General features: G+C 37.0%; 18 protein-coding genes and 1 pseudogene. 18 read left to right on the top strand and 1 reads right to left on the bottom strand.

Annotated elements, in window-relative coordinates:
- Nucleotides 1–185 precede the first annotated feature (185 nt).
- From D9782_RS16475 to D9782_RS16390, 18 genes and pseudogenes are all read left to right on the top strand, one after another.
- Nucleotides 186–956, top strand: a complete 771-nt coding sequence (locus tag D9782_RS16475; RefSeq protein WP_026680926.1) for an undecaprenyl pyrophosphate synthase — start codon at nucleotides 186–188, stop codon at nucleotides 954–956.
- Nucleotides 957–970: 14 nt separating this feature from the next.
- Nucleotides 971–1,777 carry a phosphatidate cytidylyltransferase gene (locus D9782_RS16470; RefSeq protein ID WP_026680927.1) on the top strand — a complete coding sequence of 269 codons (807 nt, stop codon included), beginning with the start codon at nucleotides 971–973 and terminating at the stop codon, nucleotides 1,775–1,777.
- Between the two features lie 106 nt (nucleotides 1,778–1,883).
- Nucleotides 1,884–3,149, top strand: coding sequence for an RIP metalloprotease RseP (gene rseP / locus D9782_RS16465; protein ID WP_026680928.1), 1,266 nt, complete (start codon nucleotides 1,884–1,886; stop codon nucleotides 3,147–3,149).
- Nucleotides 3,150–3,501: 352 nt separating this feature from the next.
- Nucleotides 3,502–7,788 (top strand): PolC-type DNA polymerase III, encoded by a 4,287-nt coding sequence (locus D9782_RS16460; RefSeq protein WP_121605217.1) that lies wholly within the window; start codon nucleotides 3,502–3,504, stop codon nucleotides 7,786–7,788.
- 312 nt (nucleotides 7,789–8,100) lie between these two features.
- Nucleotides 8,101–8,571 (top strand): ribosome maturation factor RimP, encoded by a 471-nt coding sequence (gene rimP, locus D9782_RS16455; protein WP_026680929.1) that lies wholly within the window; start codon nucleotides 8,101–8,103, stop codon nucleotides 8,569–8,571.
- A 15-nt stretch (nucleotides 8,572–8,586) separates the two neighbouring features.
- Complete coding sequence (gene nusA, locus D9782_RS16450) at nucleotides 8,587–9,684, top strand: transcription termination factor NusA (protein ID WP_026680930.1); 1,098 nt, start codon at nucleotides 8,587–8,589, stop codon at nucleotides 9,682–9,684.
- A gap of 13 nt (nucleotides 9,685–9,697) precedes the next feature.
- On the top strand, nucleotides 9,698–9,979 hold the full coding sequence (gene rnpM, locus D9782_RS16445) for an RNase P modulator RnpM (protein ID WP_026680931.1): 282 nt from the start codon (nucleotides 9,698–9,700) through the stop codon (nucleotides 9,977–9,979).
- Entirely contained in the window at nucleotides 9,969–10,268 is a 300-nt protein-coding gene (locus tag D9782_RS16440; protein WP_121605216.1) for a YlxQ family RNA-binding protein, read from the top strand. Before rnpM ends, D9782_RS16440 begins: the two co-directional genes overlap by 11 nt.
- 19 nt (nucleotides 10,269–10,287) lie before the next feature.
- Nucleotides 10,288–12,438 (top strand): translation initiation factor IF-2, encoded by a 2,151-nt coding sequence (gene infB / locus D9782_RS16435; protein WP_026680933.1) that lies wholly within the window; start codon nucleotides 10,288–10,290, stop codon nucleotides 12,436–12,438.
- Complete coding sequence (locus D9782_RS16430; RefSeq protein WP_121605215.1) at nucleotides 12,435–12,713, top strand: DUF503 domain-containing protein; 279 nt, start codon at nucleotides 12,435–12,437, stop codon at nucleotides 12,711–12,713. The genes infB and D9782_RS16430 overlap by 4 nt, the downstream gene beginning before the upstream one ends.
- 41 nt (nucleotides 12,714–12,754) lie before the next feature.
- Nucleotides 12,755–13,096: a 30S ribosome-binding factor RbfA gene (rbfA, locus tag D9782_RS16425; protein ID WP_026680935.1), complete on the top strand. Its 342-nt coding sequence runs from the start codon at nucleotides 12,755–12,757 to the stop codon at nucleotides 13,094–13,096.
- An 83-nt stretch (nucleotides 13,097–13,179) separates the two neighbouring features.
- Nucleotides 13,180–14,073 (top strand): tRNA pseudouridine(55) synthase TruB, encoded by an 894-nt coding sequence (gene truB / locus D9782_RS16420; RefSeq protein ID WP_121605214.1) that lies wholly within the window; start codon nucleotides 13,180–13,182, stop codon nucleotides 14,071–14,073.
- 21 nt (nucleotides 14,074–14,094) lie between these two features.
- Nucleotides 14,095–15,039: a bifunctional riboflavin kinase/FAD synthetase gene (locus D9782_RS16415; RefSeq protein WP_026680937.1), complete on the top strand. Its 945-nt coding sequence runs from the start codon at nucleotides 14,095–14,097 to the stop codon at nucleotides 15,037–15,039.
- A 126-nt stretch (nucleotides 15,040–15,165) separates the two neighbouring features.
- The gene (rpsO, locus tag D9782_RS16410) at nucleotides 15,166–15,435 is read left to right on the top strand and encodes a 30S ribosomal protein S15 (RefSeq protein WP_026680938.1); all 270 of its coding nucleotides are present in this window, start codon (nucleotides 15,166–15,168) and stop codon (nucleotides 15,433–15,435) included.
- A gap of 171 nt (nucleotides 15,436–15,606) precedes the next feature.
- A complete protein-coding gene (gene pnp / locus D9782_RS16405) occupies nucleotides 15,607–17,730 on the top strand; it encodes a polyribonucleotide nucleotidyltransferase (RefSeq protein ID WP_026680939.1) in 2,124 nt (707 codons plus the stop codon).
- A 139-nt stretch (nucleotides 17,731–17,869) separates the two neighbouring features.
- Nucleotides 17,870–18,814, top strand: a complete 945-nt coding sequence (locus D9782_RS16400) for a polysaccharide deacetylase family protein (RefSeq protein WP_026680940.1) — start codon at nucleotides 17,870–17,872, stop codon at nucleotides 18,812–18,814.
- Nucleotides 18,815–18,853: 39 nt separating this feature from the next.
- A complete protein-coding gene (locus tag D9782_RS16395) occupies nucleotides 18,854–20,077 on the top strand; it encodes a M16 family metallopeptidase (RefSeq protein ID WP_026680941.1) in 1,224 nt (407 codons plus the stop codon).
- 454 nt (nucleotides 20,078–20,531) lie between these two features.
- Nucleotides 20,532–20,773: pseudogene (locus D9782_RS16390) on the top strand (YlmC/YmxH family sporulation protein).
- Nucleotides 20,774–21,015: 242 nt separating this feature from the next.
- On the opposite strand, the gene D9782_RS16385 reads toward D9782_RS16390, so the two are convergent.
- Nucleotides 21,016–22,362 (bottom strand): IS4 family transposase, encoded by a 1,347-nt coding sequence (locus D9782_RS16385; protein ID WP_121604372.1) that lies wholly within the window; start codon nucleotides 22,360–22,362, stop codon nucleotides 21,016–21,018.
- Nucleotides 22,363–22,405 lie beyond the last annotated feature (43 nt).

Below are 22,405 nucleotides of genomic sequence, written 5' to 3'. Positions count from 1 at the left end.
GTATAAGCCCTCTTGTTTAAGGGGGCTTTTGTATTCTTACGCCAAAATCGTTATAATATAAAATGATTTGGTGATATAATGATGATTTATCCAGAATGGACTGGCATATAATCAATGCGGTTTACATATAGATGATAGTTGTAGAATCATGATATGGATAATCAACAGCATTCGGAGGACAAAAAATGTCAATTAGACTTCCTTTTATAAAAAATAAACAAAAGACATCGAACGATAAACAAATGGAGATGGAGACCGAGAACATCCCCAATCATGTAGCCATAATAATGGATGGAAATGGAAGATGGGCTAAGAAACGTGCCCTACCAAGAATTGCAGGTCATAAGGAAGGGGTTAATTCAGTAGTAAAAGTAGTGCGAGCTGCTTATAAGTCGAACATAAAAGTACTAACCCTTTATGCTTTTTCAACTGAAAATTGGAAAAGACCTAAGCCTGAAATAGAATATTTGATGAAGTTGCCGAAAGAATTCCTACATATTCATTTACCAGAGTTAATGGAGAAAAATGTTCGAATTCAAACAATTGGAGATTTTGAATCTTTGCCTACGCATACGAAAAAAGCTGTTCAATACGCTATTGATAAAACAAAGGGTAATGATGGATTATTGCTTAATTTTGCTTTAAACTATGGAAGTAGAGATGAAATAATGCAAGCGATAAAACAGATTATGACAGATATTGATGGTTCCAAACTAAGCATTGATTCATTGGATGAACAAATCTTCTCTAAATATCTATATACGCAGGGATTAAGTGATCCGGATTTATTAATTCGTACAAGTGGCGAACAACGACTAAGTAACTTTCTTTTATGGCAGTTAGCCTATACCGAATTCTGGTTTACCGATGTCCTTTGGCCAGATTTTTCGGAAGAAGTATTTCAAGAAGCTATTCAAGAGTATCAGCAACGTCAACGACGCTATGGCGGAATTTAAGGTGAGGAATTGCGATGAAACAAAGAATTATTACAGCCATTATTGCACTAATTATATTTGTGCCCTTTGTCATTATCGGAGGGATGCCTTTTCAACTTTTGGTTTATGCAATGGCCACAATTGGCTTTGTTGAATTGATAAGAATGGGTAAAATTTCCAAATATTCCATTCCATCCATCTTAGGAATTGGATTAGTGTGGTTAATTTTGATGCAAGAGAGTAATACAGATTTAACTCCTTTAGCTTGGTTTACAAAGTCAGAAGTCATTATGCTAATGGTACTACTCTTATTATCGTATACGGTACTCGTTAAGAACAAGTTTACTTTTGATCATGCTGGAGTAGTGCTTTTATCAGCTATTTATGTAGGAATGGGATTTTATTATTTAATTGAAGCGCGAGTTGGACCTGAAAGCACCGACGCATTAGCAACGATACTTTACGTATTTCTTATTATTTGGGCAACAGATACAGGTGCATATTTTTTTGGACGAGCATTCGGTAAACGGAAGCTTTGGCCAAAAATCAGTCCGAATAAGACGGTTGAGGGTGCGCTAGGAGGCGTTTTTTTAGCAATTGTTGTTGGCGTGATCTTTCAGGCTATTCATCCAATAGAAGATTCATTTCTAGCAATTATTAGTGTATCTCTATTGGCATCCATTTTTGGTCAAATTGGTGACTTAGTCGAGTCCGCATTTAAACGTCACTATGAAGTAAAAGATTCAGGAAATGTATTACCAGGACATGGAGGTATATTAGACCGGTTTGATAGTTTATTGTTTGTAATGCCTATATTACATTTGGTTGGTTTTTTTAACTAAACAATGCAGGCAATAAATATTTGTAGGATGTCTATAATATACTAGTATAGGTAAGAATTCACAGATAAAAGGTTATTAATTTATCCCCTAAAGGAAGGTGCTTTCTTTGAACACAGTTATCGCTTTTATATTCATGTTTGGCTTACTCGTGTTTATCCATGAATGGGGCCATTTAATTTTTGCAAAACGCGCAGGTATGCTCGCTAGAGAATTCGCGATCGGCTTTGGTCCGAAAATATTTGCTTTTACTAGAAATGAAACTGTATATACAATACGGCTCCTTCCAATCGGTGGATATGTCCGAGTTGCTGGAGAGGATCCAGAAATTATCGAATTGAAACCAGGCCACCATGTTGGTCTTGAATTTAACGATGCAGGAAAAGTAAATAAGATTATTGTAAATCATAAATCGAAGCACCCAAATGCTCGTATTATTGAAGTAGAACATGCGGACTTAGATCACAAATTACGAATTGAAGGCTATGAGGTTGATGAGCAAGACGAAAAACTTAGCTTCGAAGTCGATCCGAAGGCATTTTTTGTAATGGATGAAAGAGAAACGCAAATCGCTCCGTATGATCGTCAATTTGCCTCCAAAACGATAGGTCAACGTGCTATGCAGCTTTTTGCTGGTCCTATGATGAATTTTGTTCTTGCAATTGTTATCTTTTTAATACTTGGACTTATTCAAGGAGTTCCGGTTGAAGAGGCAAAAATGGGGCAAATACAACCAGATAGCCCTGCTCAAGAAGCAGGTATGAAGAGCGATGATGAGGTTATCAAGATAGAAGATCAATCGGTTTCAACGTGGAAGGAATTTACTTCCATTGTAAGAAAGAACCCTGGGGAAGAACTAGATATTGTTGTACTTCGTAATGGGGAAGAAGTTCCATTAACGATTGTTCCAGCAGAGGTGCCTGGACAAGAAGGTCAAGGTTCATATGGACAGATCGGAGTATACCAAGGGTTCGAGAAATCGGTTCTCGGCACAATAACATATGGTTTTACGCAAACATTTGAAACAACAAAATTAATAGTAACTAACTTAGCCATGCTAATTACTGGACAATTACCAATTGAAACACTATCAGGACCTGTTGGTATATATGATGCAACAGATCAAATTGTTCAAACTGGATTTATGAACTTTTTAATGTGGACGGCCATGCTAAGTATTAACTTAGGAATCGTCAATCTAGTTCCACTTCCAGCTTTAGATGGAGGGAGACTGTTATTTGTAGGAATAGAAGCTGTGAGAGGGAAACCAATCTCTCCAGAAAAGGAAGGATTGTTTCATTTCGTCGGTTTTGCTTTGCTCATGCTTCTTATGATCATTGTTACATGGAATGATATTCAGGAATTATTTCTATAGTGGCTACCGTGGTAATCAAAAATTTTGAGCAAAAGTCCAAGCTCCCGTAGCGACTGGAGCGAGTCAGCTAGGATAAAGGAATCGAGCCGATGACGCCTTATCGTATTGCGATTCGTGAAGTCGCCTAGCTGGACGCGGCTCAACACGCCCATAATTACCCACATAGGCTAATTTTATAATTTCCTAGACAACAAGAAAACCCTTGTCAAATAAGTGTTGGCAAGGGTTTCCACTATGTAAAAATGAATGATTGGTCAATACAGTGATGGTTCACTATAATTAATGTATGAGATGAATGATCCCTTCCTGAAGGTTATTCTTTCTAGTAAGGGTGAGGGGTAGGAGGATGAAAATGAATATCTCTAAAAAAGAAAAGATGGATGTACTTTTAAAACAATTGGATATTACTCAGGAGCATCTCCCATATTTTGAGAATAGCTATTTAGATAAATTGGAAGTGTATAAACAGTCTAAAACATGGCATTTTCATATTAATACAGAACAAGTGCTACCGTGGGAAGTATACCAAGTGTTTGAAAGTAAACTGCGTAACAGCTTCCAACAAATTGCAGAGGTAGACATTTCTATTGTTACGAATGAAAAATCTTGTGATACGGATACGACAGTAAAATATTGGAAGCACTTTATACAGTCACTTACAAATTTGTCTCCAGCATATAAAGAAATGGTGCAAAATCAAATTCCTCAAATTCAAAATAATAACATCATTTTAACAGCTAGGAATGAAGCTGAAGCTACTGCACTGAAAAAACGACTTGAAACAACCTTTAAAAGTTATTGCCAAAAAACTGGGCTACCGTTGTATGCAATGCAAATGGAAGTAAAGACGGAGGAAGCTGATTTTCAGAAATTTAAGGAACAAAAAGCTTTAGAGGATCAACAGCTAGTACTAAAAACCGTACAAGAAAAAGAAAAGCGGGATCAGAACAACGGACAAAATGATAATAAGCCACTTATGCTTGGATATAAAATTCAGGATGAACCGATAAGAATGGAAGAAATCCAAGAAGAGGAACGGCGAATAACCGTTCAGGGCTATATATTTTCATCCGAAATACGTAAGCTACGTTCTGGTAGAAGCTTGCTGATAATCAAGGCCACCGACTATTCCGATTCTCTTCAAATCAAAATGTTTTCCAAAGGCGATGAGGATGCAGAGAAATTTGAAGCAGCTAAAAAGGGGATGTGGATTAAGGCGAGAGGGAGTATACAAACGGACATGTATACGAATGAATTGGCCATGATGGCTAATGATATTCAGGAAGTGAAAGTAGCACCTCGTATGGATGATGCGCCGGATGAAGAAAAAAGAGTGGAATTACATGCTCATACAACAATGAGCCAGATGGATGCAGTCGTATCGCCAGCAAATTTGATTGGACAAGCTGCAAAATGGGGTCATAAAGCAGTTGCTATTACAGATCATGCAGGTGTACAAGGCTTTCCAGATGCGTATGCAGCAGGCCAAAAGAATGGAATTAAAGTGTTATATGGTGTTGAAGCAAATTTAGTAGATGATGGCGTGCCAATTGCCTATAATGAAAAGAATCTTGACTTAGAGACAGGCACATACATTGTATTCGACGTGGAAACAACGGGTCTTTCGGCAGTATATGATACAATCATTGAATTAGCTGCTGTGAAAATTCATCAAGGTGAGATCGTTGATCGATTTGAATCTTTTGCTAATCCACATCATCCCTTGTCTCAGACAACTACAGATTTAACAGGAATTACGGATGAGATGGTACAAGATGCACCTGAGGTGGAAGATGTATTAAAAGATTTTCATAGCTGGATGGGGAACGATATATTAGTAGCTCACAATGCTAGTTTTGATATGGGATTCTTAAACCAAGGATTTAAGAAAATAAATTATAACAAAGCGAATAATGCTGTCATTGATACATTAGAGCTTGCTAGATTTTTATTCCCACAATTGAAAAATCATCGTTTAAATACGTTATGTAAACATCTGGATATTGAGCTTACTCAACATCACCGAGCTATTTATGATGCAGAGGCAACAGGTTATTTGTTATGGAAGTTAGTGCAAGCATTACTAAAAAAAGAAATTACGAATCATAATCAATTAAATAATCACATGGGTGAAGGAAATGCATATCAACGATCACGTCCTTTTCACTGTATTTTACTTGCGAAGACTCAAGAGGGTTTAAAGAATATATATAAATTAGTATCTCATGCACACATTGATTATTTCTATCGAGTTCCTCGAATTCCTAGATCTTTATTACAAAAGTATCGGGAAGGTATATTAATTGGTTCAGCATGTGATCAAGGTGAAGTATTTGAAACAATCATGCAGAAGTCCGAAGAAGAGGCGGAAAGTGTAGCGGAATTTTATGATTATATAGAAGTGCAGCCACCTGCTAATTACACCCATTTAATCGAGAAGGACCTTGTGCAAAACGAAGCACAGATCTTAGATATTTTAAAGAAACTAGTAAAGTTAGGCGACAGAATCGGAAAGCGAGTAGTTGCAACTGGAAATGTCCATTATCTTCATGATCATGATCAGGTATATCGCCAAATTTTAGTTGCTTCACAAGCAGGAAATCCATTAAATCGAGTAACATTACCTAAAACACCATTCCGTACAACAAATGAGATGCTGAAAGCTTTTCACTTTTTAGGAGAAGCGAAAGCGAAGGAAATTGTAGTTACTAATTCGGCTATGATTGCTGAGGAGATAGAAGACATTTCCCCAGTAAAGGATGGATTATTCACACCAACGATTGAAGGCGCTGATCAAGAAATGAGAGATTTGTGTTACACGCGTGCGAAAAAAATTTACGGTGATCCAGTTCCAGAGATTGTAACCAATCGTTTGGAAAAGGAATTGGAAAGCATTATTGGTCACGGTTTTGCAGTTATCTATTTGATTTCTCATAAACTGGTTAAGAAATCGTTAGATGATGGTTATTTAGTTGGATCACGTGGTTCTGTTGGTTCTTCCTTTGTGGCTACAATGACAGAAATAACTGAAGTCAATCCTTTACCTCCACATTATGTATGTGAAGCTTGCCATTATAATGAATTCATAACGGATGGTTCTGTAGGTAGTGGTTTTGACTTACCTGATAAAACATGTCCAAATTGTGATAAGCCATTAACGAAGGATGGTCAAGACATACCATTTGAAACGTTCTTAGGATTTAAAGGAGATAAGGTTCCAGATATTGATTTAAACTTCTCAGGTGATTATCAGCCCCGTGCTCACAATTTTACAAAAGAGCTGTTCGGAGTAGATAATGTTTATCGAGCTGGGACAATTGGTACGATTGCAGAAAAAACTGCTTATGGGTATGTGAAAGGTTTTGCATCTGATAAACAACTTGTTTATAAAAATGCGGAAGTAGATCGATTAGTGCAAGGATGTACAGGAGTGAAGCGTACAACTGGGCAACACCCAGGTGGTATCATTGTTGTGCCAGATGATAAAGAAATATTTGATTTCACTCCAATTCAATTTCCAGCAGATGATCGGAATAGTGAATGGCGAACGACACATTTTGACTTTCACTCTATCCATGATAATTTATTAAAGTTAGATATTCTCGGACACGATGATCCGACAGTAATTAGAATGCTTCAAGATCTTAGCGGAATTGATCCGAAAACAATACCAACGGATGATCCTGATGTGATGACTATATTTTCAGGACCAGAAGCACTTGGGGTTAACGCAGAACAAATTAATTGTAAGACGGGCACATTAGGAGTTCCAGAATTTGGAACAAAGTTTGTTCGGCAAATGCTAGAAGATACGAAGCCTAATACGTTTGCAGAATTGGTAATTATATCGGGACTGTCTCACGGTACAGATGTATGGCTAGGAAATGCTCAAGAATTGATTAATGATGGTATTTGTAAGTTACCTGATGTAATTGGTTGCCGCGATGATATTATGGTGTATTTAATGCATAAAGGACTTGATGCTTCGCTAGCGTTTAAGATCATGGAATTTGTTCGTAAAGGTAAGGGGCTTCAAGATGATTGGATTGCTGAAATGAAAAAACATGATGTACCAGACTGGTATATTGAATCATGCAAAAAAATTAAATATATGTTCCCTAAAGCACATGCTGCTGCATATGTGTTAATGGCAGTGCGAATCGCATATTTTAAAGTTCATCATCCGATTTTCTTTTATGCCGCTTACTTCACGGTGCGTGCAGATGACTTTGAATTGGACACAATGATCAAAGGCTCTAATGCGATACGTAATCGTATTGAGACGATCACAGCAAAAGGAAATGATGCTTCGCCTAAAGAAAAGAATTTACTAACCGTACTCGAATTGTCATTAGAAATGTGCGAAAGAGGCTTTTCATTCAAAAAAGTGGATTTATATAAATCGAGTGCTTCTGAATTTATTGTAGATGGTGATGCGCTCATTCCTCCATTTAATGCTGTGGATGGATTGGGTACTAATGCTGCAATAAATATTGTAAAGGCTAGAGAAGAAGGAGAATTTTTGTCAAAAGAAGATTTAAGAGAACGTAGCAAAATTTCAAAAACAGTTTTGGAGTATTTGGATAATCACGGCTGTTTAGAAGGAATGGCTGAGAAAAACCAATTATCACTATTCTAGTGTAATTCTGTTGGCTGAGCTTCTCCATTTTAAGTTTATTTGGGGGTTGTAATGGATATACTATTCCTACATGCACGTAAACTTGCGTCGTATTTATCCATATGATATACTTATTTTGGTAAGTAATGATACGAACGTTTTTAAAGAGTGGGTGACAGCCCACTCTTTCTTCATACCTCTACTTTGCTCAATGACTTCCCTTGCCACTCCTTACGGCAGGGGTTTTATATTGATGGAGGCAGTTCACTCAAATGAAATAGGAATGATTTGTTCATACTAGTAAGTAAACAACAGCATAAAGGAGGATATGTATTGAGTTCTCAAGTAATTAAGACAACGGAAGAGCTAGTTCTACCTATTCTAGAGAAAAAGAACTTAGAGCTTGTCGATATTGAGTATGTGAAAGAAGGAAAAAATCGTTTCCTTCGAGTTTATATTGATAAAAATGGCGGAGTAGATATTTCAGAATGTGGAGAAGTGTCTGAAGAGTTGAGTGAAAAGTTAGATGAAACCGATCCAATATCGGAAGCTTACTTTTTGGAAGTATCATCTCCAGGAGTAGAACGTCCATTAAAATCAAAAGAGGACTTCGAGAAACATATAAATAGCAATATTTATGTAAAGCTATATGAGCCCGTAGATGGCGAGAAGTCATATGAAGGAGTTCTCAAGCGTTTTGTAGATGATGTGCTAACGATAGAATATAAGGTGAAAACACGCAAATTAACAGTAGAAATACCGTATAGTAAAATAGCAAAGGCTAGACTTGCTGTAACGTTCTAAAGGGGGAAAAGAAAAGTGAGCACGCAATTGTTTGATGCAATTGATTATTTAGCAAAAGAAAAAGGTATTGATAAGGACATTCTATTGGAAGCGTTAGAAGCTGCTTTGATTTCTGCATATAAGAAAAACTTTAAATCAGCTACAAACGTACGTGTGGAACTAAATGAAGAAACTGGGAAAATGGGCGTTTTCTCTAGAAAAACGGTTGTCGATGAAGTAGAAGATACACAGCAAGAGTTATCATTAGAAGAGGCAAAGAAAATTAATCCTAATTATCAGGTTGACGATGTCGTAGAGGTAGAAGTAACACCAAAAGACTTCGGAAGGATTGCTGCCCAAGCCGCCAAACAGGTCGTAACACAACGTGTTCGCGAGGCAGAGCGAGGTGTGATTTTCTCAGAGTATTCAGACCGTGAAGAAGATGTAATGACGGGAATTATTCAACGAAAGGACGCACGCTTCGTTTATGTGAACCTTGGAAAAATAGAAGCTAAACTTGCTGAGGCTGAACAAATGCCAACGGAGGAATATTATATTCATGACCGAATCAAGGTTTTTGTGACAAAGGTTGAAAATACAAGCAAAGGCCCACAAATCTATATTTCAAGATCACATCCAGGGTTATTAAAACGATTATTTGAAATGGAAGTTCCAGAAATCTATGACGGCATTGTCGAAATCAAGTCCGTTGCTAGGGAAGCAGGAGACCGCTCTAAAATATCTGTTTACGCGCCAGATCCAGAAATTGATCCGGTAGGTTCATGTGTTGGACAAAAAGGCCAGCGTGTGCAAGCAATTGTAAACGAATTAAAAGGAGAAAAAATTGATGTAGTAGAATGGTCTGAAGATCCAACAGTATATGTTTCAAATGCGTTAAGCCCATCTAAAGTTGTTGAAGTATTAGTGAATGAAGAGGAAAAAGCGACAACTGTCATTGTTCCTGACTATCAATTATCATTAGCTATTGGCAAGCGTGGTCAAAATGCGAGACTTGCTGCTAAGCTCACTGGATGGAAAATTGATATTAAAAGTGAGTCCGAAGCACGTGATGAAGGCTTATTGGATGAAGCGGATGAGACTTATTCCGACAATGAGGAAAGCTTGTTTGAATAAGGGGGATCATTAAATGACAAAACAAAGAAAGATACCTACACGTAAATGTGTAGTAACAAATGAAATGATGCCAAAAAAAGATTTAATTCGAGTTGTGCGTAATAAGGAAGGGGAAGTGTTTGTAGACCCCACTGGTAAAAAAAATGGAAGAGGCGCATATGTATCAAAGGATTTGGATGTTATTGCAAAGGCAGAAAAATCAAGTGTCCTTAGTCGCCATTTAAATGCTGACATCGATGCTAGCATATTTGAAGAACTTAAAGCGCTGATAACAGGTAAGAATCATGAAAAGTAATTATTTAAATTTGTTAGGTCTTGCTCATCGAGCAGGTAAGTGTGTACTTGGTGAAGATGCAATACTTAAAGAAATTCGATCCAATCGGGCAACACTAGTATTGTTAGCGAACGATATAGGTCCGCAAACACGAAAAAAATTAACGGATAAATGTAAAACCTATGAAATTCCATATGTCATAGTGGACGACAGAGATACGATATCGAAAGCTATTGGCAAAGCCCAAAGAGTAGCCATTGCAATTATAGATGCAGGGTTTGCTGCGAAGTTCAAATCGTTACTCGGGTAATAAATTCGGGGGTGAACGTATGAGTAAAATGCGTGTATATGAATATGCAAAACAAAATAATACATCAAGTAAGGATGTAGTGACATTTTTGAAAGGGATTAATGTAGAGGTTAGTAACCATATGTCTACTATTTCTTCAGATGTTATAGCGAAACTAGATAATCATTTTAAGTCAGATAATAAATCACAGGCTTCAATGAAATCCGACAAGTCAGCGGAACAACGTAGCGATAAAACGGAACATAAAGGTAAGAAGGAGAACAAAGGGAAATCCAATCATAATTCTCCACAACAAAACAAAAAGAACCATCAGAATAATAACAAACCAAATAAACAGCAAAAATTTCAAGGTAAAAAAGGTAAAAAGGGTAAAGGAAATAAGCCCGTTGGGAATTCACAACCAGTTAAAAAGGAGACACCTAAACACATTACCTATCATAATAAGCTAACGGTAAGTGAATTGGCCGAGAAATTAAATAAAGAAGCGTCAGAAATTATTAAAAAGCTAATGTTCCTTGGCGTAATGGCAACGAAAAACCAAGATTTAGATGATGATACTATTGAATTAATCTGCGCTGAATTCGATGTAGAAGTTGAAAAGGAAATTATCCTTGAGGATACGGATTTCGATAAGTATATTGAGGAAGATAAGCAAGAGGATTTAATTGAAAGACCAGCTGTTGTAACGATAATGGGGCATGTGGACCATGGGAAAACGACGTTATTAGATTCTATCCGCCATACGAAAGTGACTGCCGGGGAAGCAGGTGGGATCACACAGCATATTGGTGCGTATCAGGTTGAAAACGATGGCAAGAAAATTACATTTCTCGATACTCCTGGTCATGCCGCTTTCACAAGTATGCGTTCAAGAGGTGCTCAAGTAACGGACGTAGCCATCTTAGTAGTTGCTGCTGATGATGGAGTTATGCCACAGACTGTTGAAGCAATTAACCATGCAAAAGCTGCAGAAGTTCCAATTATAGTAGCAGTTAATAAGATGGATAAAGAAGGCGCAAACCCAGATCGGGTTATGCAGGAGCTCACAGAATATGAATTAATTCCTGAAGATTGGGGCGGAGATACGATCTTTGTTAATCTTTCAGCTATAAAAGGTGAAGGTATTGACGAACTACTCGAAATGATCGTTCTCGTATCAGAAGTAGAAGAACTAAAGGCAAATCCACATACAACAGCATTTGGTACTGTGATTGATGCACAGCTTGATAAAGGACGAGGTTCTGTTGCTACATTATTAGTCCAGAATGGTACATTGCATGTTAGTGATTCGATTGTTGTAGGTAATACACATGGACGAGTACGTGCAATGGTTAACGATCTAGGTAAGCGAGTTAACAATGCTGGACCGTCTACACCTGTAGAAATAACTGGTTTGAATGATGTTCCGCAAGCTGGTGATCAATTTCTTGTATTTAAAGATGAGAAAAAAGCTCGTCAAATTGGTGAAGCACGTCAGCAAAAGCAAATACAAGAAAATCGTGGTGAACAAACGAAGGTTAGTCTAGATGACTTGTTTGAACAAATCAAACAAGGAGATATGAAGGAAATAAACATTATTATTAAAGCAGATGTACAGGGTTCTGCGGAAGCACTTGCCTCTTCGTTACGAAAAATTGAAGTAGAGGGAGTAAATATTAAAATTATTCATACCGGTGTTGGTGCCATTACTGAGTCTGATATTATCCTAGCAGCAGCATCTAATGCTATCGTAATTGGCTTTAATGTTCGTCCAGATGCGAATGCGAAAAAAGCTGCTGAGTCAGAAAAAGTAGATGTTCGTTTACATCGTGTCATTTATAAAGCAATTGAAGAAGTAGAGGCAGCAATGAAAGGGCTGCTTGATCCTGAGTTTGAAGAAAAGGTTATTGGTCAAGCGGAAGTAAGAGAAACATTCAAGGTATCTAAAATTGGTACCATTGCTGGAAGCTATGTAACTGATGGTAAGATTACAAGAGATGCTGGAGTACGCTTAATTCGTAATGGAGTAGTATTATTTGAAGGTGAAATAGCTGCCCTAAAACGCTTTAAAGATGACGTGAAGGAAGTGGCACAGAATTATGAGTGTGGTGTAACGATTAAAAACTTTAATGATATTAAAGAAGGCGATATTATTGAAGCATTTGTAATGGAGGAAATTGAGCGTACATGATCATTTATGCTGAAGTTGAGTGCATGATGTATGAAGGGAATTCGTTAAAGCAGAAACGTTCTGTCATTAAGCGTTTAATTGCAAAATTAAAAAATGACTATAATGTTGCAGTTACTGAATTGGATTATCATGATCTTTGGCAGCGAACGAAACTTGGAATTGTTACTATTTCCAATGAGCAGAAGCATGCGCAACAGATAATTCAAGGAGTAATAAACGTAATTGATTCATATACTGAACTTGAGCGAACTATTACCGAAGTAGAACGAATTTAAAGTCTCTTGTTCTGCAAGGAGTTATACATGAGGTGATTGAATTGGCTGATTTACGTGCAAATAGAGTAGCCGAACAGATGAAAAAGGAATTAGGTGAAATTCTTACTCGAAAAATCAAAGATCCTCGAGTAGGTTTTGTTACTGTAACGGATGTTGAGGTTACTGGAGATTTACAACAAGCAAAAATATTTATATCTGTTCTTGGGGATGAAAAGCAAAAGCAAGATACATTACTAGGTTTAGCGAAGGCCAAGGGCTTTATTCGATCAGAAATTGGCCATCGTATTCGGTTACGAAAAACACCTGAACTCATGTTTGAGTTTGATGAGGCTTATGAATATGGTAATCGTATTGAAACAATCCTTAGGGATTTGAATAAGTGATGATTGCAAAAATAAATCTGACCTATTTATAAATAGGTCAGATTTTTCCCTTCATGTACAGAAAATAAACGGAGGTTTTTTAAATGGATGGAATCCTGCCATTGTGGAAGCCAAAAGGCTTGACATCTCATGATTGCGTCTTTAAAATACGTAAATTATTTCATACCAAAAAAGTAGGTCATACAGGTACCCTTGATCCGGATGTTGAAGGGGTACTGCCTATTTGTATTGGACAAGCAACCAAAATTGTTCCTTTTTTAACGGATACTAAAAAAACGTATATTGCCAAGTTAAAGCTCGGACAAGCAACAGATACAGAGGATGCAACAGGAAGAGTCATCGAGGAGAAAGAGGTAGTATATCGTCCAAATGTGCAACAAATAGAAGAAGTATTACCCTCATTTCTAGGGGAAATCGAACAAGTTCCCCCCATGTATTCTGCTGTTAAGGTAAATGGTAAGAAGCTTTATGAATATGCACGCGCTAATGAGACAGTTGAAAGACCAATACGACATGTATATATCTATGAGCTCATGCAACTTTCTGAAGATGAGCAACAGCAAGATACAATCTCTTTCAAAGTGATCTGCTCGAAAGGAACGTACATTAGAACTCTATGTGTGGATATTGGAAAAGCATTGGGTTACCCTGCACATATGGCTGAGTTAACTAGAGAGGCAACCGGTGCTTTTTCAAAGAAAAATACCGTGACATTTGCTACAATAGAGGAGGCGGTCAGAAATAAAAAGGAAGCCGATCTTCTGCAGCCGATCGAACAAGGACTTTTACATCTTGATTGCTTACGTGTCGATCGAGATACAAAACAGAAAGTACTCCATGGTCAAAAACTGCAGTACACGTATAAATTAACGACAAATCCATTTACAGTAATGTATCAGGATGAATTGTTGGCAGTCTATCAGATCCATCCTGACAACCCTGAAATGATGAAGCCAATTCGTGTTTTTAGCAGATAATAAAAGTGTAGGTGAAGCAATATGCGAACATTTGAATTAGAGTATCCACATGCATTAGTTTTTAACGAGCTACCAGAAACCGTAACAGCCATTGGTTTTTTTGACGGAATACATTGTGGACATCAGCGGGTGATCCAAACAGCTGTATCTGAAGCAAAAAATAGAAATATGGAAAGCGCAGTTATCACTTTTTTTCCTCACCCTTCTGTTGTATTAAAAAAAGATGCGCAACACGTTAAATACATAACACCATTACGTGAAAAGAAGGAAATTCTGAAGCGGCTTGGAGTAGATAGACTCTATATTATTAAATTTAATAAAGAATTAGCTTCTTTATCTCCTCAAGGTTTTATAGATCATTTTATAAAGGGATTGAATATAAAGCATGTTGTAGCAGGGTTTGATTTTTCCTATGGACATAAAGGGAAAGGAAATATGGAAACGATTAAAGAGCATGCGGCTGATGCATTTTCGTATACTACGATTAGCAAAGTAGAACTAGATAATGAGAAAATTAGCTCAACAAGAATACGGGAATGCTTAAAAAAAGGTCAGATAGAAAAGGCGAATGAACTCTTAGGCAGACCATTAATCGTAGATGGTATTGTTATTAAAGGGGAACAGAGAGGAAAAGCGTTGGGTTACCCAACAGCGAATATCGACACAAATCGTGATGCACTGTTGCCGAAAACCGGTGTCTATGCGGTGAAAATAATCTATAAAAATGAAAGGTATGAGGGTATGGCGAGCCTTGGAGTGAATCCAACCTTTACACCAGATTTGCTAGAGCCTGTCCTTGAAGTGAACATATTTGATTATAACAATGATCTCTACGGTGATGAGCTTCTTGTGGAATTTCATGCATTTATTCGAGAAGAACAAAAATTTGCTGGAGCCGCACAGCTTATTAAGAAAATCGCAGAGGATGAGGTGAAAATTCGCAATTATTTCGCTAAGAATTGTTGATCAATCCCCTTGCATTTTCCTGAAAAAAAGTGTACGATTAAAAACGTAAAACCATCGCTTGGCAATACGTAACTCCGACGATTGCTAGGGGAATGGGGCTAAAAAGATTATTAGGAGGTGAGCCAGATGGCTATTACACAAGAACGTAAGAATGAAATTATCAATGAATACAAAATTCATGAGAGTGATACTGGTTCTCCAGAAGTACAAATTGCTGTACTTACTGAAGAAATTACAACACTAAATGAACATTTACGTGTTCACAAAAAAGACCATCATTCACGTCGTGGTCTTTTGAAAATGGTTGGTAAACGTCGTAATTTACTTAACTATCTTCGTAAAAAAGACGTTACTCGTTATCGTGAATTAATTAAAAATCTTGGCCTACGCCGATAGATTTAAAAAGCAGGAGAAATCCTGCTTTTTTTTCTACATTGGAAGAGCATGTCATTTGGTAATGAGCCGTTCTTATGAAGTTCCACTTTTTTACCTACATAAAATTTACAATCATGCTTATAAACTATAAAATGAGTGGTAGAATGTTTATTGAAAGGAGTACTATAACTAATGGCAGATGACAAACACCTATTTTCTACAGAAATTGCCGGTAAGAAGTTTACCGTCGAAATAGGAGAATTAGCAAAACAAGCAAATGGTGCATGTATGATTCACTATGGCGATACTGCTGTGTTATCCGTAGCAACGGCATCAAGTGAACCAAAAGATTTACCTTTTTTCCCGCTTACTGTAAATTATGAGGAGCGCTTGTATGCAGTTGGGAAGATACCTGGAGGATTTATCAAGCGTGAAGGAAGGCCAAGCGAAAAAGCAATCCTTTCTTCTCGATTAATTGATCGCCCTATCCGACCTTTATTTCCGGATGGATTCCGTAATGAGGTTCAAGTAATTAGTACAGTCATGAGTGTGGATCAAGATTGTCCATCAGAAATCGCAGCAATGATTGGCTCATCCATAGCATTGAGCGTTTCTGATATACCATTTGCAGAACCAATCGCTGGTGTTAATGTTGGTCGAGTGGATGGGAAATTCGTTATTAATCCAACGATTGAACAGGAAGAACTAAGCGATATTGAACTCACTGTTGCTGGTACTAAGGATGCTATCAACATGGTTGAAGCTGGAGCAAAAGAAGTACCTGAAGAAGTAATGCTTGAAGCAATCATGTTTGGACACGAAGAAATAAAACGATTGGTGACGTTCCAAGAAGAGATTGTACAAGCAGTTGGTTTAGCTAAACAAGAAGTAATCTTATTTGAAATAAAAGATGAGATTGCTGAAAAAGTGGAAGCAGAAGCGAAAGAAAAATTGTTAGCAGCAATTCAAGTGAAAGAAAAACATGCAAGAGAAGAAGCAATTAGTGCTGTGAAAGATGCGATCATCGAAGGCTATGATGAAGAAGATAAAGACCAAATTAAACAAGTAAAAGCGGTTCTTGATAAAATAGTAAAAGAAGAGGTCCGTCGACTTATTACAAAAGAGAAAATACGTCCTGATGGTCGAAAGATTGATGAAATTCGTCCATTATCCTCTCGTATTAATGTTCTACCTCGTACACATGGATCTGGTCTGTTCACTCGTGGCCAAACACAAGCTTTAAGTGTTTGTACGCTTGGTGCATTAGGAGATGTCCAAATTCTTGATGGACTTGATTTGGAAGAGTCTAAACGCTTTATGCACCACTATAATTTTCCGCAGTACAGCGTTGGTGAGACTGGACCAATTAGAGGACCAGGACGTAGGGAGATTGGTCATGGTGCGTTAGGTGAGCGTGCTTTAGAAAAAGTGGTTCCTTCTGATAAGGAGTTTCCTTATACGATACGGCTTGTTTCCGAAGTTTTAGAATCAAATGGATCTACATCTCAAGCCAGCATTTGTGCTTCGACACTAGCTATGATGGATGCAGGGGTACCAATTAAAGCACCAGTTGCTGGTATAGCGATGGGACTTGTTAAATCTGGAGAAGACTATACTATTTTAACTGATATTCAAGGTATGGAAGATGCATTAGGAGATATGGATTTTAAGGTAGCTGGGACAGCACAGGGGGTAACAGCCTTACAGATGGATATTAAAATCGACGGATTATCCCAGGAGATTTTAGAAGAAGCATTAAGCCAGGCGAAAAAAGGACGGATGCAGATACTTGAATCCATGCTTGCGACAATTGGGGAGCCTAAAAATGAACTCTCTGAATACGCTCCAAAGATCCTTACCATGAGTATTAATCCCGATAAAATCCGTGATGTTATAGGACCAAGCGGAAAGCAGATTAATCAAATCATTGATGAAACTGGCGTTAAAATAGATATCGAACAAGATGGAAGTGTGTTTATATCATCAACGGACGCAACTATGAACGAAAAAGCCAAAAAAATCATCGAAGACTTAGTGAGAGAAGTTGAAGTCGGTCAAATGTATCTTGGTAAGGTAAAACGAATTGAAAAATTTGGTGCATTTGTTGAATTATTTAAAGGAAAAGATGGCTTAGTGCATATTTCCGAACTGGCAGAGGAAAGAACAAATAAAGTAGAAGATGCTGTTTCCATTGGTGATGAAATTATGGTGAAAGTAAAAGAAATTGATCATCAAGGGAGAGTTAATCTTTCTAGAAAAGCTGTTATAAAAGAAGAACGTGAACGTAAAGAAGCAGCTGAAAAATCAAAATCATAAGAGTCTTAAACAAGAAGCTGGCGTACCAGTTTCTTTTTATTTTGCTATTATTATTCTGTCAAACAACTGGTACGTTTGGCAAATTAATCATACCTTGTCCCTTCCTTTCATATAAATGAAAGCAAAGGGGGACTTAGCTATGCACCGATTCCGTCATATGATCCATTTCTTTGTATTTATCATTTTAGTCGGTTTGACTTTTGATATACAAAAGAGTCCTGTTACCATTACAGAAACATCTGAAATAATGGAAGCAGTAAAAACAGAGGATTCATTATACAAGGAGATAGAAATGAAAGCTGAGAAGTATAATGAATCACCTGAAGATGCATATATTGATAACGTCTGGAAAAAAACACCAGGAAGAAATGGTTTGAAAGTAAATATTGACAAATCTTATAAAAAAATGAAAGAAACTGGTACTTTTGACGAATCCTTATTGGTGTATGATCAAGTATCTCCAGAAGTTTCGTTGGATGACCTTCCAGCATCACCAGTTTATCGTGGTCATCCGAAGAAAAAAATGGTGGCTTTCTTAATAAATGTATCGTGGGGGGAAGAATATATTCCAGACATATTATCTACGTTAAAGGATCATAATGTAAAGGCTACATTTTTCATAGAAGGAAAATGGGCTAAAAAACATGCAGATCTCGTTAAAATGATCCATGAACAAGGACATGTTATTGGTAATCATGCGTATAATCATCCAGATATGGCAAAAATGAATTATCAAAGCATAGTTGATCAGATCGTTCAAACGAATGATATTATTAAGGCAATTATTGGTAGTAGTCCAAAATGGTTTGCACCGCCAAGCGGAAGTTTTAATGATCAAGTAGTGAAAGTGAGTCATCAATTACATATGAACACCATTCTCTGGACGGTAGACACAATTGATTGGAAGAACCCTTCTGTTTCTGTTATGCTTAATCGAGTAAATGAAAAGATTCATCCAGGTGCGACAGTATTAATGCATCCAACTGCTGCTACTGAACGAGGATTAAATTCGCTTATAACTTCCATAAAAGATAAAGACTTAAAAATTAGTACAATAGAAAAGCTTTTAGATGCAAAAAGGTAGCATTGGTATGTATTATCTACACACATAGGAGGAAATGCATTGATAGAAAAACATACTTGTAAAAATGGCTTACGCGTAGTATTAGAACCTATTCCTGCTGTAAGATCTGTAACAGTAGGTATATGGGTATTGACAGGTTCACGAAATGAATCAATAGCGAATAATGGTATTTCACATTTTTTAGAGCATATGTTCTTCAAAGGTACAATAAACCGTTCACCTCAAGATATTGCTGAAGAATTTGATGCAATAGGTGGACAAGTAAATGCTTTCACATCTAAGGAATATACCTGCTTTTATGCAAAAGTATTAGATACACATAAGGATAAAGCATTAGAGATTCTTGCAGATATGTTTTTTAATTCAACATTTGATGAAGAAGAAATGGAAAAAGAAAAGAAAGTTGTGTATGAAGAAATAAAAATGTACGAAGATACTCCAGATGATATCGTGCACGACTATTTAGCAAGAGCTTCGTATGGAAATCATCCTCTAGGTTTTCCAATCTTAGGGTCGATGGATCATGTAAAATCCTTTACACCTGATGAATTAAGAAATTATATGAAAGAAAGATATACTCCTCAAAATGTAGTAATCTCGATCGCGGGTAATGTGGATTCATCTTATCTCGAGGCGGTAGAAGGTTATTTTGGTAATTATCAAACAGACCATTCACCATCCTTACTTACAAAACCAGCATTTGTAAGTGAAAAGCTGATACGACAAAAAGATACAGAACAGGCGCATCTTTGTATGGGATATAATGGCTTGGCAGTTGATGATGAAAATATTTATAGTTTAATTATTATGAATAACGTTCTAGGTGGAAGTATGAGTTCCCGACTGTTTCAGGATGTCCGTGAAAAACAGGGATTAGCATACTCTGTTTTTTCCTATCATTCCTCCTTTATCGATAATGGATTGTTAACTATATATGCTGGTACAGGGAAAGATCAGTTAGACAAATTAACAGAAGTAATTGAAGGAACTATTGCTACGTTTAGTAAAAACGGTTTAACGGATAAAGAATTACAAAATAGCAAAGAACAGCTGAAAGGTAGCCTGTTATTAAGTCTAGAAAGTACGAATAGTAGAATGAGCCGTAATGGTAAAAATGAGTTAATATTACAGCAGCATCGTAGCTTAGATGAGATGGTTCAGGTGATTGATGAAGTTTCGCATGCTTCTATCCATCAAGTGATGGATAGTATATTCCAGCAGTCTCCTTCTATAGCCTTAATTGCTCCAGATACTGAGAATTAACTCACTAGAAAAAAGTATTATTATTTTTTCCCGCATATAACTTGGCAGTAATACCACCACTTCAAGCAATAAAGTGAGACACTTTTGGTAATTGGGGATCGACTGCCAGTAAATGTCCGATGGTTCAAAGGCCTTTAGGTCATATCCTTGTGGTACTAACAATCCGTGTGGGATAAAACAAAACCCCCACGGATTGAAGTTTCACTTTATACAAAAGAGAAATGGAACGGAAAGAAGTTGCTTGTCAAGCATCAGAGAAATGGCATATACGTAGCTATAGCAGCTAGTTGGCAAAGCGTCTTTTTCTGTTCCGTGTCTGTTGGAGCAAGGTGATTTTCGATTTTCACTTTTGGGTATAAATGGTAGATTCTCTATAAGCTGTTCGCCTATGGAAACATAGGTGTTTTTTTTGTGCATATATATGTTATAAAGCTTGATTGGAGGAGATATTTTTATGCGCTATAAAGATATAAGTGGTAAGGAGATTGTAAATGTAAATGAAGGGTCACGTTTAGGAATACTTGGTCAAACGGATTTAGAAATAAATGAAACTACAGGACAAATTGAATCATTTATTATACCAAATTATAAATGGTTTGGATTAAAAAAGAAGGAGAGGAAACAAAGATTCGTTGGAGTGCTATTAAAAAGGTTGGTGAGGACATGATTATAATTGATACAGAAAAATTAAATTAATGTTTTTTATAAGTTAAGAAAGTATAAAATCAGTGCAATGACTGCGTTAAGCCAAGTAGTTATTTTGAAATGTTTGATGTCTATTGGCAATGCTCCGACTAATTACTTCGCTTTCCGCGGGCACGGCCCATAGCCGTCAAGCTAATAAAAAAGAAGTACGGTGCAATGAAAATATAAACATATTTTTCCAGTTTAATCCGTATTCTTTTATGGGTACTTGTTTTTCTTTTTTACACTTTTACTTACGCGGCACGGAAATGTACTTTATACGCAATGTTTAAGACATCAAAAGGACTTTTATGCTGACAACGATGATCTTTCCTTCCATGCCGGTATATGTTCTGGTAAATATTATCGATGAGAGCTTTCAAAGAAGAAAGGTGATAGAGTGAATACCCCTTCGTCTCTACTATTGCGTTTCTCGCATGGTTGATACATTTGTACTCACTCCCTTCTAGTTGATACCTTTCGTAAAGGCAGTAACGGCACTGAAAAGCAATCATCGAAGAAAGAAGAATATGAATTAAAGTCCCATACAAATGACAGTAAAAGCGGTCGGTATTCATTGCCTGCACATCATCAATTTCAAATAACGATTTCCATGTTTTAAAGAGAATCTCCACTTGCCAACGCAAGGAATAGATAGGATACAAGGTTTGCTCATCCATTTCTTCTTGTGTTATATTGGTAGCAAGAATTTGGATATGATTCTTCTTGTTGGCGGATTGGGTATGCCCCCCTTTCCGTCTTCTTTCTTTTAAATAGGTATCTCTCTGTTTTTGTTGCTCTTCGGTTAATCGTTGTACGACTACACGGGCATGAAATGTATTTTTTCCCTTAACACCTAATTGAATGAACCCATAATCCTGTATCTCTCCTGGAGCTAGATGCATGGCATCTTCTTCAGGCTTTATTTGGATTCTTCGTTGCTTGTCATCCAATGTCCAATAGGTCATATTGGCAGGAACACGAGTAATATAATAGGCTCCTGCTCGATCTATTTTTTTAAAGTGATCTCCTGAGAAATAGCCGAGGTCACGCAAGATAAGGTCCTCTTCTCCTATTGTATCTGCCAATTCTTCAGCTGCATCGTGATCACTGTCTCTTGGTCCATAGAACAACGTATGCAAAAAATTCCCTTGATACAGCTCATATTCTAATTGTATTTTCACTCCATCCCAATAACTCGCGTTGTTCTTTTTTACTTGAAAGGATGTGCCATCCAAGATACGGATCCGAGAAAAAGGATAATCAGATGGAGATGGTAACGATAATATCTGTTGTTTTTCCGCTAACTGCATAAAAACTTGTTTTAAAAAAGCCACTCCTTTCTCGTCTAATCGTTGATGTAAGGCTTGTTTAGATATGGATATTTCTGATTCACGAGAAAGGGAAGCACAGAGCTGTCCTAGCCCCTCCGTACCAACTTTTTCATGTAAGAAGGCACATATACTTAAGAAATCTTCCGGCATTATCTTCTTCAATCGTTGTACAAAACCTGATTCTCGAGCAACATTGCGAAGTTCAGAAATAGATAAAATATCGTGCACACTCTTTACAAACGAGTCAAAATGATATTGCTTAGCCATACGTAATCCCTCCAAATTATTCCATTTATAATGTCAGGATAAC

Origin of the sequence: Virgibacillus sp. Bac332 (genome assembly GCF_003667785.1) — a bacterium.
Classification (GTDB): Bacteria; Bacillota; Bacilli; order Bacillales; family Amphibacillaceae; genus Virgibacillus; species Virgibacillus salarius.
The sequence above is the reverse complement of the archived record's forward strand: the minus strand, read 5'-3'. Positions and strand labels throughout refer to the sequence as shown.

What these genes read in the sequence shown, in the direction of transcription:
- D9782_RS16475 (WP_026680926.1), top strand. Translation starts at nt 186, where the DNA reads ATGTCAATTAGACTTCCTTTTATAAAAAATAAACAAAAGACATCGAAC.
- D9782_RS16470 (WP_026680927.1), top strand. Translation starts at nt 971, where the DNA reads ATGAAACAAAGAATTATTACAGCCATTATTGCACTAATTATATTTGTG.
- D9782_RS16460 (WP_121605217.1), top strand. Translation starts at nt 3,502, where the DNA reads ATGAATATCTCTAAAAAAGAAAAGATGGATGTACTTTTAAAACAATTG.
- rnpM (WP_026680931.1), top strand. Translation starts at nt 9,698, where the DNA reads ATGACAAAACAAAGAAAGATACCTACACGTAAATGTGTAGTAACAAAT.
- D9782_RS16440 (WP_121605216.1), top strand. Translation starts at nt 9,969, where the DNA reads ATGAAAAGTAATTATTTAAATTTGTTAGGTCTTGCTCATCGAGCAGGT.
- infB (WP_026680933.1), top strand. Translation starts at nt 10,288, where the DNA reads ATGAGTAAAATGCGTGTATATGAATATGCAAAACAAAATAATACATCA.
- D9782_RS16430 (WP_121605215.1), top strand. Translation starts at nt 12,435, where the DNA reads ATGATCATTTATGCTGAAGTTGAGTGCATGATGTATGAAGGGAATTCG.
- truB (WP_121605214.1), top strand. Translation starts at nt 13,180, where the DNA reads ATGGATGGAATCCTGCCATTGTGGAAGCCAAAAGGCTTGACATCTCAT.
- D9782_RS16415 (WP_026680937.1), top strand. Translation starts at nt 14,095, where the DNA reads ATGCGAACATTTGAATTAGAGTATCCACATGCATTAGTTTTTAACGAG.
- rpsO (WP_026680938.1), top strand. Translation starts at nt 15,166, where the DNA reads ATGGCTATTACACAAGAACGTAAGAATGAAATTATCAATGAATACAAA.
- pnp (WP_026680939.1), top strand. Translation starts at nt 15,607, where the DNA reads ATGGCAGATGACAAACACCTATTTTCTACAGAAATTGCCGGTAAGAAG.
- D9782_RS16400 (WP_026680940.1), top strand. Translation starts at nt 17,870, where the DNA reads ATGCACCGATTCCGTCATATGATCCATTTCTTTGTATTTATCATTTTA.
- D9782_RS16385 (WP_121604372.1), bottom strand. Translation starts at nt 22,362, where the DNA reads ATGGCTAAGCAATATCATTTTGACTCGTTTGTAAAGAGTGTGCACGAT.